The organism is Cupriavidus gilardii, from assembly GCF_013347325.1.
GTDB classification, from domain to species: domain Bacteria; phylum Pseudomonadota; class Gammaproteobacteria; order Burkholderiales; family Burkholderiaceae; genus Cupriavidus; species Cupriavidus gilardii.
Window position 1 is genome coordinate 248,505 of record NZ_CP054624.1, and the last position, 13,557, is coordinate 262,061.

Genomic DNA, 13,557 nt, shown 5'->3' on the forward strand with positions numbered 1-13,557 from the left:
TCATGGCGGCGGAAAAGCAAGTCAAGACGACCGGCCTGCTGGGCTGGATCGACGCGCGCTTCCCGGCGACGCAGCTGTGGGAAGACCATCTGTCGAAGTACTACGCACCGAAGAACTTCAACTTCTGGTACTTCTTCGGCTCGCTGGCGCTGCTGGTGCTGGTGATCCAGATCGTCACCGGCATTTTCCTGGTGATGAACTACAAGCCCGACGGCACGCTGAACGCCGCCGGCATCCCGGTGGCCTACGCCAGCGTCGAATTCATCATGCGCGAGGTCCCCTGGGGCTGGTTGATCCGCTACATGCATTCGACCGGCGCGTCGGCGTTCTTCGTGGTCGTCTACCTGCACATGTTCCGCGGGCTGCTGTACGGTTCGTACCGCAAGCCGCGTGAACTGGTCTGGATCTTCGGCTGCCTGATCTTCCTGACGCTGATGGCCGAGGCCTTCATGGGCTATCTGCTGCCGTGGGGCCAGATGTCGTACTGGGGCGCGCAGGTGATCGTCAACCTGTTCTCGGCGATCCCGGTGATCGGCCAGGACCTGTCGCTGTTCATCCGCGGTGACTACGTGGTCAGCGACGCGACGCTGAACCGCTTCTTCTCGTTCCACGTGATCGCGGTGCCGCTGGTGCTGCTGGGACTGGTGGTCGCGCACATCATCGCGCTGCACGAAGTCGGCTCGAACAACCCCGATGGCGTCGAGATCAAGGCCAACAAGGACGAAAACGGCGTGCCGGTCGACGGCATCCCGTTCCACCCGTACTACTCGGTCCATGACCTGATGGGCGTTGGCGTGTTCCTGCTCATCTTCTCGGCCGTGATCTTCTTCTTCCCCGAGATGGGCGGCTACTTCCTGGAACACAACAACTTCTTCCCGGCCGATCCGCTGAAGACGCCGCCGCATATCGCGCCGGTCTGGTACTTCACGCCGTTCTATTCGATGCTGCGTGCCACCACGGCCAACTTCCTGCCGATCCTGTGGATCTTCTTCGCGGTGCTGCTGGGCATCCTGTTCCTGCGCAGCAAGAGCCTGAAGGTCAAGGGAATCGCGGTCGCGATTGCGGTGCTGCTGGCGCTGGGCTTCTACTTCATCGACGCCAAGTTCTGGGGCGTGGTGATCATGGGCGGTTCGGTGATCATCCTGTTCTTCCTGCCTTGGCTCGACCATTCGCCGGTCAAGTCGATCCGTTACCGTCCGGCCTTCCACAAGACGATCCTGATGGTCTTCGTCGTGTTCTTCCTGATCCTGGGCTACCTCGGCGTGCAGCCGCCGTCGCCGATCGGCGAGAAGGTGTCGCAGCTCGGTACGCTGCTGTACTTCGCCTTCTTCCTGACCATGCCGCTGTGGAGCCGCGTCGGCACCTTCCAGCCGGTGCCCGACCGCGTGACGTTCAAGCACCACTAAGCCAGGCCCAAGGACAAGGAACAACGATGAAAAAGCTGCTTTCCATTCTCGCGCTGGCCGGCGCGTGCTTTGCCGGTGCGCCCGCCATCGCCGCCGAAGGGGGCTATCCGCTCGAGCCGGCGCCGGTCAATACCAGCGACCTGTTCTCGCTGCAGCGTGGCGCCAAGCTGTTCGTCAACTACTGCCTGAACTGCCACGGCGCGTCGATGATGCGCTACAACCGGCTGCGCGATATCGGCCTGACCGAGGAGCAGATCCGCGAAAACCTGATGTTTACCGCGGACAAGGTCGGCGAAACGATGACCATCGCGATGCAGCCGAAGGACGCCAAGGCGTGGTTCGGCGCCGCGCCGCCGGATCTGTCGGTGATCGCGCGCGCCCGCGGCGACGCCTGGCTGTATACGTATCTGCGTACCTTCTACCGCGACGACACCCGTGCGACCGGCTGGAACAACCTGGTCTTCCCGAGCGTCGGCATGCCGCACGTGCTGTGGGAACTGCAGGGCCAGCGCGCCGCCAAGTTCGCAGAGGCGGAAGAGCATGGTCAGAAAGTGCACAAGTTCGTCGGTTTCGAACAGCTGACGCCCGGCAGCATGACGCCGCTGCAGTACGATACCGCCGTCGCCGACCTGGTCGCCTATCTGGACTGGATGGCCGAGCCGGCGCAGAACCATCGCCGCCGTCTGGGCGTGTGGGTGTTGCTGTTCCTGGGCATCTTCACCGTGTTCGCCTGGCGCCTGAACGCCGCCTACTGGAAAGACGTCAAGTAATCCCGGTAGACCGCCCGAGGGCTAGTGCGGAGTTGCGTATGCGGCACCGCCTGGCCCTTTTTCCTTTGTGACGGGATGAAATGGATTCGGCATGGTCGCGCCGCATGCGCCTCCCGCCAAGCCACCGATCCGACATTCCGTTACGCTATTTGTAACGAATTTGCTTTCCGATGGTGGGTTCTGACAGAATGTTTGACCCAACTTCGGCCTAGCGCCGCCTCCAAGGAATCCCAACCATGATGGTGTTGTATTCGGGCACCACCTGCCCGTTCTCTCAGCGTTGCCGCCTGGTCCTGTTCGAAAAGGGCATGGACTTCGAAATCCGCGACGTCGACCTGTTCAACAAGCCGGAAGACATCTCGGTGATGAATCCCTACGGCCAGGTGCCCATCCTGGTCGAGCGCGACCTGATCCTGTACGAATCCAACATCATTAACGAGTACATCGACGAGCGCTTCCCGCACCCGCAGCTGATGCCGGCCGACCCGGTCCAGCGCGCCCGCGCCCGCCTGTTCCTGTTCAACTTCGAGAAGGAACTGTTCACCCACGTCTACGTGCTGGAGAACGAAAAGGGCAAGACCGCCGAGAAGAGCCACGAGCGTGCCCGCGGCGCGATCCGCGACCGCCTGACGCAACTGGCGCCGATCTTCGTCAAGAACAAGTACATGCTTGGCGAAGAGTTCTCGATGCTGGACGTTGCCATCGCCCCGCTGCTGTGGCGCCTGGATCATTACGGCATCGAGCTGTCGAAGAACGCCGCCCCGCTGCTGAAGTACGCGGAACGGATCTTCAGCCGCCCCGCCTATATCGAAGCGCTGACCCCGTCCGAAAAGGTGATGCGCCGCTAAGCCGGCCCGGCCCGAGTCCGCTCGGGCCACCGGCGCGACGCCACTGGAAGTCTTATGCCTGAAACCTCGACCAAGCCCTACCTGATCCGTGCGATTTACGAATGGTGCACGGACAACGGCTTCACTCCGTATATCGCCGTGTTCGTCGACGCGAACACCAACGTGCCGCGCGAATTCGTCAAGAACAACGAGATCGTGCTGAACGTCAGCTTCGACGCGACCAGCGGTCTGGAAATGGGCAACGAGTGGATCAGCTTCAGCGCCCGCTTCGGCGGCGTCTCGCGCAAGCTCGACGTGCCGGTCGACAACGTGCTGGCGATCTATGCGCGCGAAAACGGGCAGGGCATGGCCTTCCCGGTCGAACGCAGCGTGCCGGAGACCCAAGCTGCAACCGAACGCGAACTGAATCCGCCGCCGAAACTGGCCCCGGTCGAAAGCGACGGCGCCGCGCAAGCCGACGGCGCCGACGCGTCGGACGACGACGATCCGAATCCGCCGCCGGTTCCGAGGATCGGCACGCGCAAGCCTTCGTTGAAGGTCGTCAAGTAAGTCCCTCGGCCGGTCTATTCTTGGCCGGTCAACCATCGCCAACGCAGCCCGCATGCAGTAGAATCGCGGTCTGCATTCATGCCGGCTTAGCTCATCAGGTAGAGCAGTTGATTTGTAATCATCAGGTGGCGGGTTCGAGTCCTGCAGCCGGCACCAAAACTCAAAGGGTCACGCGAATATCGGCGTGACCCTTTTTCGTTTCTCAGCCTGCAAAACGGCAATCCCGATACGGCGCTCGCATTTATCTGCCATCCAAACTCGTCGGAAAATGCACCCCCGCCCGCTGCGCCGCCTGAACGATATGCTCGGCCATCGCCCGCTGCGCCAGTGAAGGATCCCCCGCAGCCAGCGCATCGATGATCGCCGTGTGCTCGTTGAACGTAGCCCGTCGCGCACCCCGCTTGTAGAACGGCAGGCGCTGGCTTTCCTGAATGATCTCCGCACTGTTGCGCAGAATCTCCGCAATCGCTCGATTGCCGGAGATCGCGATGATCTGCATGTGGAAATCGAAATCGAGCTGCGCGGCCTGCGTGAAGTCCGATGCTTCGATGCAGGCCTGCATCGCTTCCGCATTGGCACGCAGTGCGTCGATGTCGGCGGGCTCGACGACCAATGCAGCGAGCCGCGCGGTGAAATTTTCCAGCGCGAAGCGCAGCTGGTAGATGTCGGTCAGCGAGTGTGAATCGGCGAAGCGCCAGGGCTGGGCGGAGGGCGAGGGGTTTTCGGCGACGTAGACGCCCTTGCCGGGGCGCGGCACGATCAGACCCAATCCCTGCAAGGTCGAGAACGCTTCCCGCAGCGAGGTGCGGCTGATGCCGAGGCGCTCGGAGAGCTCGCGCTGGGAGGGCAGCAGCGAGCCGGCGGGGTAGGTGCCGTCGTTGATCCACTGCTGGATCAGCCGGGCGGCATTGGCGGCGACTGCGGTCGAATTGAACATGCCTGATGTCTGAACGAGGAAGAGCGCCGAGGCAGCAGCGGACGAACTCGTCGCGCAACGAAGCGGAAGGGGCGCCGCTCAGGCCAACGATTGTACCCGAGCGTCGCCCCGTCCCCCGCGCCGCGGACGCCTACTTGTTGACCAGCTTGGCAGGCACCGTGTACGTCAGCAGGGCGCCCATCAGCAGCACGCCGGCGAGGACGAACATCGCCAGGTTGGTGCTCTGCGTCGCGTCCTTGATCAGCCCGATCATGTAGGGGCTCAGGAAGCCGGCGAGATTGGCGAAGGAGTTGATCATCGCGATGCCCGCGGCCGCGCCAGCGCCCGACAGGATGGCGGTCGGCAGGCTCCAGAAGAGCGGCGAGGTGGCAAGGCTGCCGCCGGCGGCCAGTGCCAGCGCGGCGAGGGACCACGCCACGTTGTCGCTGAACACGGCGCTGAGCATCAGTCCCGCAGCGCCGCAGCCGAAAGGCACGATCAGATGCCAGCGCCGTTCGCGCATGCGGTCGGAGCTGCGGCTGACCAGAATCATCGAGCAGACCGCGACCGAGAACGGCACCGCGGTCAGCAGGCCGATATGCAGCGCGCCGGATACGCCGGACTGCTTGATCAGCGTCGGCAGCCAGAAGGTCAATCCGTACTGGCCCATCACCGTGCAGAAGCAGATGAAGGCCATCTTGACGATGCGCGTATCGGCGAACAACGCGCGCAGCGTCGGATGGGCGTCCTTGGTTTGGCGTTCGTTCGCGATATTGCGTTCGAGCACGGCCTTCTCGGATTCGGTCAGCCACTTCGCGGAACGGATGTTGTTGTCGAGGTAGAACATCACCGCGACACCGACCAGCAGCGACGGGATCGCCTCGATCAGGAACATCCACTGCCAGCCACGCAGCCCCGATACGCCCTGCATCGATTCCATGATCCAGCCCGACAGCGGCCCGCCGAAGATGCCGGACACCGGGATCGCACACATGAACAGCGCGACCATCCTGGCGCGCCGATGCGACGGGAACCAGTAGGTCAGGTACAGGATCATGCCGGGATAGAAGCCGGCTTCCGCGGCGCCGAGCAGAAGGCGCAGCACGTAGAACTGCGTCGGCGTGGTGACGAACATCATCGCGGCGGAGATCAGCGCCCAGGTGATCATGATGCGCGAAATGGTCGCCTTGGCGCCGATCCGGTGCATCAGCATGTTGCTGGGCACCTCGAAGAAGAAGTAGCCGATGAAGAAGAGGCCCGCACCCAGGCCGTACATGGCTTCGCTGAACTGCAGGTCGGCGAGCATGTGCAGCTTGGCGAAGCCGACGTTGACGCGGTCAAGATACGCAACGACGTAACACAGCATCAGGAACGGCAGCAGTCGCCATGCCACCTTGCGGTAGAGCGCGTTTTCTTGCGCGACGGCCGGGATGTCGGCCTCGGCTGCCGGCGTTATTGCCTGGCCGGCTTGGTAGGGTGTCATGGCAAGTCTCCTCGTGTTTGTTGTGTCACCGGGTCGAATCTCAACTGGTATTACCAGTATGATTTACGCGTCAGGGCGCAACGATAACTTCTTGCCGATCTGCGTATATATCGGCATTTACCCGTTGCCAGCGTGCGTAGACAATGGACGCTCATACCGTAATACTGGTAAGACCAGTATGCGAACCCGACTCCGAATTGCCATGCCGCTGCTCACCGATTCACTGCCCCTGATCGCGCAACCGCTGACCGCCGACGCCTTCGCGCCGTTCGGCGACGTCATCGAAAGCGATGGCCACGCGCCCATCGCGATCAACCGCGGCATGTGCCATCGCTTTCACGACCTTGCCGAAGTGGACGTATCCACGAACGACGGACGGCCGCTGATCAATCTGTTCGAGTCGCAGCCCTATGCGCTGCCGCTGGCGCTGACCTCGTTCGAGCGGCACCCGCTCGGCAGTCAGGCATTTATTCCGCTGGGGAATGTGCCGTTCCTCGTCGTGGTGGCGCCGCCGGGCGACACGATTGCGCCGCAGGCAGTGCGGGCGTTCGTCACCAACGGCCGGCAAGGCGTCAACTATCGAAAGGGCGTGTGGCACCACTCGCTGATCGTGACGGAAGGCGTGGCGCGGTTCATCGTCGTGGACCGTGGCGGGCCGGGGAACAATTGCGATGAGCTCGAACTGGCGGGGGGCGCCACGCTGTGGCTGACCTTGCAGCAGACCGGGTGGGAACGGGCATCGGCAACCGAAGCCACGCTGTTCTGAGCTGCCGGTTGTATCGTTGGTCGTAATCGAGGGAAGCGAAAGGCGAGGGGGACCTTGCCTTCGCTTTGAAGTGTTGCGCTACTGATACTGCAGCAAGATATCCAGCTGCTCGGAAACATCCGTCAGCTTGCGCTCCATCACGCGTTTCGCGTCGAGCACGCCTTCGTTGTAGGCCTGTGATCGCACCAGCTTGTACAGCTTCTCGGCAAAGGGGACGACTTCCATATTGCCGACGGATATCTGAAGCTCGCTGTCGAGCAGATCCCGGACTGCGGAAGAAAACTTGATCAGGTCGAAATTGTCGTTTTGCATGGGACTCCTCGGTGTCTCCTCGGTCGAGTTCAGGAATGTAATCCATCGAGCCGAACTGACGGATCGGGGCGGCAAACCACCCAAGCGCGTCGAACGCCGATGCCAGATTTCCGGGCCCGTCACGGGGGGTATGCGATCATTGGCCCCAACCGCAGAATCCGCTTTCCCCTTTAATGCTGTTGAAGTCTCTTTCCAGAATCCGCCGTCCGCACACCGATTCGCCGCCCGAAGTCTCCATCATCGTCCCCTGCTACAACCAGGCGGCCGTGATCGCCGACACGCTGAAATCGGTGCAGCGCCAGACCTACCGGCACTGGCGCTGCATCGTGGTCGACGACGGCTCCACCGACGATACCGCGCAGCGCGTGCAGGCCTTCGTGCAGAAGGACCGCCGCTTCACCTATATCCGCAAGCAGAACGGCGGCGTGGCGTCGGCGCGCAATCTCGGCATCCGGCTGACTGGCGGCGAATACATCGTGCCGCTCGATGGAGACGACAAGATCCATCCGGACTACCTGCGCCGCGCGATCCGGCATTTCCGCAAGCAGCCGGATACCGCGCTGGTCTACTGCCAGGTCAAGCGATTTGGCGCGAAGAAGGGCAAATGGCGCTTGCCCGAATACAGCTATCAACGGCTGCGATTCGAGAACATGATCCACAACTGCGCGGTCTACCCGCGCGCGTTGTACGACCGGACCAGCGGCTATTCCGAAGCGATGAAGCACGGCTTCGAGGACTGGGAGTTCTATATCCGGCTGCTGGACTCCGAAGCGAAGGTGCATCGGATCGATGCGCCGCTGTTCTACTACCGCATCAGCAAGCGCTCGCGAACGACGCAGCAGTTATCGGGCGGCCATGAGCGCGAGTCGTTGGCGACGATCTATCGCAACAATACCGACGTCTATTCGGACGTGGTGGACGATCCGATCACCAGCTTCAAGACGGCGCGGCAACTGTTCCTGCCCGACGTGGTGCGGCGCTACAAGCGGCAGCGCACGCGCATGCATCTTGGCTATCTGGCGGTGATCCTGCTGTTGGCGGTGCAGGCGTTCGATTGAACGGTGCAGGACGTTCCGTCGCGGTGGCAGAGCCACCGCTCAGATCAAAGGGCCACGCCTGACACGGCCGCGATATCGAACAGGCTTCCCGGAATTCATGGCTGCCGATATGGCGCGCATCGAACCACGGCGCCCCATGGACCTTGCCGCCCAAGTCTCGATCGTTTGCAGAACATCAGATCCTCCGACAGCATGTCACCATGCTCGTCTCCTCCGAGATCGAAAAAACACGTGGATCCGTTCATCGCTTGAGCGATCGGGCGACTTCATGGTCGCGGCCGGGTACGCTGCGGCCATTCGCTCGAACACACCGCGCTTGATCAGCATGATGCCGGTGCCGATTCCATTGACCTCGACCGGCGTGTGGGGCTTGATACCCGGCGGTGCGCGTGCAGCAGATTACCGCTCGGTAATTCGCCGCTTGACGATAGTCCGGTTTGGCGCAAAAATTACCGAACGGTAATTCGATGGATGTTATATGGCGAAAAAGGCATTGGACTTCCCGATCGGTAACTTTGAAGCCGGCGCCGTCGCCATCCGCAGTTCAACCGAACTCGGCGCCGCCATCCGCCAACGTCGCGAACAGCTTCAACTGAAGCAGACCGATCTCGCTGGACTCGGCGGCACTGGCAACCGTTTTGTCGTCGACCTCGAGAGGGGCAAGCCAACCGTCCAATTGCAGAAGGTTCTCGACCTGATGGACTTGCTCGGTCTGGAAATAGTGGTGAAGCCGAAGACAAGTGGAGGCTTGTGATGGTCCGGCCAGAGCGGCTTAGCGTCCTGTTGGGCGATGAAGTGGTCGGGACCATTTACGATACCGCGCCTTTGGCTTTCGCCTACTCGCCGGCGTGGCTTGGCCGGCAAGTTCAATTCCAGGTCGCCGCCATTCCGCTGATACCAGGGCAGCAGGACACCGAGGTGGTGCAGGCGTTCTTCGAGAACCTGCTGCCCGAAGGCGAGTTGCGCGACTATCTCGCGCAGCAGAAGAAGGCATCGACCTTGTTTTCAATGCTGCTCGAGTTCGCCGGGGATACGGCTGGCGCCTTCGTCATCGTGCCGGAAGGCGACGCGCCGAAACCGCCCACGTATCAGAAGACGTCATGGCAAGCGCTGGGCGAGGCGCTGAGCCAGCCGTCTGCGGCAGCGGTCGATCTGAAAGGCGCGAGAGCGCGCATTTCCCTTGCCGGTGCCCAGGACAAGACCAGCCTCGCAATCTTCGATGACGGCGTGCCGCGCCTTCCTCGAGGCATCGCGCCGTCGACGCACATCCTGAAGCCGGACATCAAGCGTCTTGCCAAGGTATGGCACTCCGCCGCGAATGAGACCATCGTGATGCGGATTGCGGCCGAATGTGGTTTGCCTACCGCCGATGTCTTTTATGAGCCGATGACGCGAGCTTGCGTGGTGCGGCGCTTTGACAGATACCAGCGGCCGGATGGAGTGTTGGAACGATTGGTCCAGTACGATCTGTGCCAATTGGCCGGTACCGTTTCCGACCGGAAGTACGAAAAAGAGGGAGGACCGGGTATTGCGGCCTGTGCCGCTCTGATACGGCAGCGCAGCGTTCAGTCAGCAGTGGACCTGCGAAACTTCCTGAACTGGATCTTCTTCAACCTGTACGTCGGCAACAACGACAGCCACGCGAAGAACCTGTCGCTGTACTTGCTGCCCGGACATGGCGTGAGATTGACCCCGTTCTACGATCTGATGTGCACCCGCTTGTATGCCGGCCTGTCAGGCGAGTTCGCTTTTTCGATCGGTGGGGAAAATCGGCCGGGCGAGATAGGGCGCCAGCACGTCGTGGCAATGGCGGAAACTCTCGGGATGCAGCCGCGGTTCGTATTGAACCAGGCGGCCGAACTGGCGCAGAAGATGCCCGGCGCCGTGGCGCGGGCGGTAGAGCAGACGTTGCCCTCGTTGCCGCATGGCGCGCGCGATCTCGCGGATCGCCTCGCGCGATTCATTCAGTCGACGACGCGGAAGGTCTCCGCTCGTATCGCGTCCTGAACCTGGCGTGCCATCAATGATGATGGTGATGATGCGCCCAATGAATATCGTTCGACTCCACGAACGACGCGACCGCATCCTTGTCACCGGTCGCGTGGCGCATCATTTCGCCGCACTTGCAGAAGCCCTGGTACGGCGTGATATGCGAGCAGGCGGAGACCTTCTGCAGATATAGCGTCACGGGCTTGTTGCACTTCTTGCACTTGAAGGTCAGCGTGCGGGCGGGTTTGGGGCTCATGGTGGTATTCGGCAAGCGGAAATTGGCCCGGAGGCGAGGGGCATGATGATACCGCGCCCGCACCAATCGGGTGCGGCGGCCGCGCCCGGTTTGCTACACTGCGCCATCCCCCTCCAACACCGTCATTTCACCGGATAAGCCGCATGGCACAGTACGTCTATACGATGAATCGCGTGGGCAAGATCGTTCCGCCCAAGCGTCAGATCCTGAAGGATATTTCGCTGTCCTTTTTCCCCGGCGCCAAGATCGGCGTGCTTGGCCTGAACGGTTCGGGCAAGTCGACGCTGCTCAAGATCATGGCCGGCGTCGACAAGGACATCGAGGGCGAAGCGATCCCGATGCCGAATCTGAACATCGGCTATCTGCCGCAGGAGCCGCAGCTCGATCCCGAGCAGACCGTGCGGGAAGCGGTCGAGGGCGGCCTGGGCGAGGTGTTCGAGGCGCGCAAGAAGCTCGAGGAAATCTACGCGGCCTACGCCGAGCCCGACGCCGACTTCGATCAGCTCGCCGCCGACCAGGCCAAGTACGAGGCGATCCTGGCCGCCAGCGACGGCAACAATGCGGAGCAGCAGCTGGAAGTCGCTGCCGACGCGCTGCGGCTGCCGCCGTGGGACGCGAAGGTCGGCCATCTGTCGGGCGGCGAGAGGCGCCGCGTCGCGCTGTGCCGGCTGCTGCTGTCGCGCCCCGACATGCTGCTGCTCGACGAGCCGACCAACCACCTGGACGCCGAGTCGGTCGAATGGCTCGAGCAGTTCCTGACGCGCTTCCCGGGCACCGTGGTCGCGGTGACCCACGATCGCTACTTCCTCGACAATGCGGCCGAGTGGATCCTGGAACTGGACCGCGGCCACGGCATTCCGTGGAAGGGCAACTACAGCTCGTGGCTGGACCAGAAGGAAAACCGCCTGAAGCAGGAAGAGTCCAGCGAGTCGGCGCGGCAGAAGGCGCTGAAGAAGGAGCTGGAATGGGTGCGCCAGAATCCGAAGGGCAGGCAGGCCAAGTCGAAGGCGCGTCTGGCGCGCTTCGACGAACTGAACAGCCAGGAATACCAGAAGCGCAACGAAACCCAGGAGATCTTCATTCCGGTCGGCGAGCGGCTCGGCAACGAGGTGATCGAGTTCGAGAACGTGTCGAAGGCCTATGGCGATCGGCTGCTGATCGACAACCTGAGCTTCAAGGTGCCGCCGGGCGCGATCGTCGGCGTGATCGGTCCGAACGGCGCCGGTAAATCGACGCTGTTCCGCATGCTGACCGGCAAGGAGCAGCCGGACAGCGGCTCGATCAAGATCGGGCCGACCGTCAAGCTCGCCTATGTCGACCAGAGCCGCGATGCGCTCGACGGCAGCAAGACGGTCTTCGAGGAAATCTCCGGCGGTGCCGACGTGCTGACGGTGGGCCGCTACGAAACGCCGTCGCGCGCCTATATCGGCCGCTTCAACTTCAAGGGCTCGGACCAGCAGAAGCACGTGGGCACGCTGTCCGGCGGCGAACGGGGCCGCCTGCATCTGGCCAAGACGCTGATCGCCGGCGGCAACGTGCTGCTGCTCGACGAACCGTCCAACGACCTCGACGTCGAAACGCTGCGCGCGCTGGAAGACGCGCTGCTCGAGTTCGCCGGCTGCGTGATGGTGATCTCGCACGATCGCTGGTTCCTGGACCGGATCGCGACGCATATCCTGGCCTTCGAAGGCGACTCGCACGTCGAGTTCTTCGCCGGCAACTATCAGGAATACGAGGCCGACAAGAAGCGCCGCCTGGGCGAGGAAGCGGCCAAGCCGAAGCGCATCCGCTACAAGCCGATCGCTCGTTGAAGCGATCGCGCTTTCCCTCTCCCCCGGCCCCTCTCCCGCCTGGCGGGAGAGCGGAGAACACCGTCAGAGCCCCGTTCGCGGGCGGCTCGTCCGTTTCGGGCCCGGGCCGCTAGGCGCCCGCGGCGCGCAGCCGTATCCGCGTGATCTCCGACGGCGCGCCAAAGCGCTTGGGCGGGCCCCAGTAGCCGGTGCCGCGGCTGACATAGACCCACATGTTGCGGTGGCGGTGCAGACCGGCGACATAGGGCTGCTGCATCGGCACGAACAGGTTCCACGGCAGAAACTGTCCGCCGTGCGTATGGCCGGACAGCTGCAGGTCGAAGCCAGCCTCGGCCGCCGCCGCGGCGCTGCGCGGCTGGTGGGCCAGCAGCACGCGCACCGCCGCATCGGCCGGCGCGCCGGCCAGCGCCGCGATGGGATCGCTGCGATGTGCCGGATCGAAATGCCCGGCGCTGAAATCGGTGACGCCGGCCAGCACCAGCGTGGCCCCGTCGCGCTCGATCGCCACGTGCTCGTTCAGCAGGACCCGCAGCCCCAGCCGCCGCAGCTCGTCGATCCACGCATGCGCGCCGGCGTAGTACTCATGATTGCCGGTGACGACGTAGACGCCATGCGGCGCGCGCAGCGAGCCGAGCGGTGCGGTGTGTTCGCTCAGTTCGGGCACCTTGCCATCGACGAGGTCGCCGGTAAGCGCGATCGCATCGGCGCCCAGCGTATTGGTGCGTTCGACGATGCGCTGCAGATATGGCCGCTTGATCGTGGGGCCGACGTGGATGTCGCTGAGCTGGGCGATCGTGAAGCCGTCAAGCGCGGCGGGCAGCCCGGCGATCGGCACCTCGACATCGACGACGCGCGCGACCCGCCGCGCGTTCCAGTAGCCGAGCAGCGAGACCAGCAGCGCCAGCGCGACGGTGGCGACCGCGCTCCAAACCGGCAGCCCGGGCGGATACCAGCCGGCCAGCGCGCAGGCGATCAGCACCAGTTCGCGCAGCACGGTCAGGATCAGCAGCGTCGAGAACAGACCCATCGCCAGCATGCCGAGCCAGGACAGTCGGTCGCCCCAGGGTGGCTCGAAGCGGCGCGCCAGCAGCGCGGTCGGCATCGATATGGTCGAGATGGCGAGCCACAGCGCGGCCAGCGCTTTTGCCGCCAGCGGCCACGGCAGCGCGGGCAGCAGGCGCGCGCCGATATAGAGATGCAGCAGGGCGACGATCAGCGCGGCCGTCACGATCGAGCGGCGAGGGGTCATGGTGCTCCGGGCAGGCGTGCCGCGTCGGCACGATAAGCCGCACGATACCGGGGTTACGGCGCGCGCGCATGCGCGGGCCTCGGGTGGCGCCGTGCCCCCGGGGCGCCGCAGCTGACCTGCAGCCGTACCGCTGCTGCCCTACCG

At 63.4% G+C, this 13,557-nt stretch carries 14 protein-coding genes and 1 tRNA gene; 10 read left to right on the forward strand and 5 right to left on the reverse strand.

Annotation, left to right across the window (positions count from 1 at the left end; all coding sequences use genetic code 11):
• The first annotated feature begins 2 nt into the window (after window positions 1-2).
• The 5 genes from FOB47_RS01130 to FOB47_RS01150 all read left to right on the forward strand — a co-directional run bounded on the left by FOB47_RS01130 (window position 3) and on the right by FOB47_RS01150 (window position 3,729).
• Window positions 3-1,406 (forward strand): cytochrome b, encoded by a 1,404-nt coding sequence (locus tag FOB47_RS01130; protein ID WP_174779701.1) that lies wholly within the window; start codon window positions 3-5, stop codon window positions 1,404-1,406.
• A gap of 26 nt (window positions 1,407-1,432) precedes the next feature.
• Complete coding sequence (locus FOB47_RS01135) at window positions 1,433-2,176, forward strand: cytochrome c1 (protein ID WP_006575789.1); 744 nt, start codon at window positions 1,433-1,435, stop codon at window positions 2,174-2,176.
• 236 nt (window positions 2,177-2,412) lie between these two features.
• Window positions 2,413-3,024 carry a glutathione S-transferase N-terminal domain-containing protein gene (locus FOB47_RS01140; protein WP_006575790.1) on the forward strand — a complete coding sequence of 204 codons (612 nt, stop codon included), beginning with the start codon at window positions 2,413-2,415 and terminating at the stop codon, window positions 3,022-3,024.
• 54 nt (window positions 3,025-3,078) lie between these two features.
• The gene (locus FOB47_RS01145) at window positions 3,079-3,573 is read left to right on the forward strand and encodes a ClpXP protease specificity-enhancing factor (RefSeq protein ID WP_006575791.1); all 495 of its coding nucleotides are present in this window, start codon (window positions 3,079-3,081) and stop codon (window positions 3,571-3,573) included.
• A gap of 80 nt (window positions 3,574-3,653) precedes the next feature.
• Window positions 3,654-3,729: transfer RNA gene (locus FOB47_RS01150), tRNA-Thr, on the forward strand.
• 85 nt (window positions 3,730-3,814) lie between these two features.
• Here FOB47_RS01150 and FOB47_RS01155 read toward each other — a convergent pair.
• Both FOB47_RS01155 and FOB47_RS01160 read right to left on the reverse strand, forming a co-directional pair.
• Entirely contained in the window at window positions 3,815-4,510 is a 696-nt protein-coding gene (locus FOB47_RS01155) for a FadR/GntR family transcriptional regulator (protein ID WP_174779702.1), read from the reverse strand.
• 130 nt (window positions 4,511-4,640) lie between these two features.
• Window positions 4,641-5,972: an MFS transporter gene (locus tag FOB47_RS01160; protein ID WP_174779703.1), complete on the reverse strand. Its 1,332-nt coding sequence runs from the start codon at window positions 5,970-5,972 to the stop codon at window positions 4,641-4,643.
• A 202-nt stretch (window positions 5,973-6,174) separates the two neighbouring features.
• Here FOB47_RS01160 and FOB47_RS01165 point away from each other — a divergent pair, with 202 nt between their 5' ends.
• Window positions 6,175-6,738 (forward strand): ureidoglycolate lyase, encoded by a 564-nt coding sequence (locus FOB47_RS01165; RefSeq protein ID WP_174779704.1) that lies wholly within the window; start codon window positions 6,175-6,177, stop codon window positions 6,736-6,738.
• A gap of 78 nt (window positions 6,739-6,816) precedes the next feature.
• Here FOB47_RS01165 and FOB47_RS01170 read toward each other — a convergent pair whose 3' ends face one another.
• The gene (locus FOB47_RS01170) at window positions 6,817-7,050 is read right to left on the reverse strand and encodes a DUF2164 family protein (protein WP_174779705.1); all 234 of its coding nucleotides are present in this window, start codon (window positions 7,048-7,050) and stop codon (window positions 6,817-6,819) included.
• A 173-nt stretch (window positions 7,051-7,223) separates the two neighbouring features.
• Between FOB47_RS01170 and FOB47_RS01175 the strand changes: the two genes are divergently transcribed.
• The 3 genes from FOB47_RS01175 (at window position 7,224) to FOB47_RS01185 (ending at window position 10,115) form a co-directional block, all read left to right on the forward strand.
• Entirely contained in the window at window positions 7,224-8,108 is an 885-nt protein-coding gene (locus FOB47_RS01175) for a glycosyltransferase family 2 protein (protein ID WP_174779706.1), read from the forward strand.
• Window positions 8,109-8,586: 478 nt separating this feature from the next.
• Complete coding sequence (locus tag FOB47_RS01180; protein ID WP_174779707.1) at window positions 8,587-8,862, forward strand: helix-turn-helix transcriptional regulator; 276 nt, start codon at window positions 8,587-8,589, stop codon at window positions 8,860-8,862.
• Complete coding sequence (locus tag FOB47_RS01185; protein WP_174779708.1) at window positions 8,862-10,115, forward strand: type II toxin-antitoxin system HipA family toxin; 1,254 nt, start codon at window positions 8,862-8,864, stop codon at window positions 10,113-10,115. Before FOB47_RS01180 ends, FOB47_RS01185 begins: the two co-directional genes overlap by 1 nt.
• Before the next feature lie 13 nt (window positions 10,116-10,128).
• Here the strand turns inward: FOB47_RS01185 and FOB47_RS01190 are convergent, their stop codons facing one another.
• A complete protein-coding gene (locus tag FOB47_RS01190) occupies window positions 10,129-10,353 on the reverse strand; it encodes a hypothetical protein (RefSeq protein WP_053822632.1) in 225 nt (74 codons plus the stop codon).
• Window positions 10,354-10,496: 143 nt separating this feature from the next.
• Between FOB47_RS01190 and ettA the strand changes: the two genes are divergently transcribed.
• The gene (ettA, locus tag FOB47_RS01195) at window positions 10,497-12,164 is read left to right on the forward strand and encodes an energy-dependent translational throttle protein EttA (RefSeq protein ID WP_174779709.1); all 1,668 of its coding nucleotides are present in this window, start codon (window positions 10,497-10,499) and stop codon (window positions 12,162-12,164) included.
• A gap of 109 nt (window positions 12,165-12,273) precedes the next feature.
• Here ettA and FOB47_RS01200 read toward each other — a convergent pair whose 3' ends face one another.
• Complete coding sequence (locus tag FOB47_RS01200; RefSeq protein WP_174779710.1) at window positions 12,274-13,413, reverse strand: metallophosphoesterase; 1,140 nt, start codon at window positions 13,411-13,413, stop codon at window positions 12,274-12,276.
• Window positions 13,414-13,557: the final 144 nt, after the last annotated feature.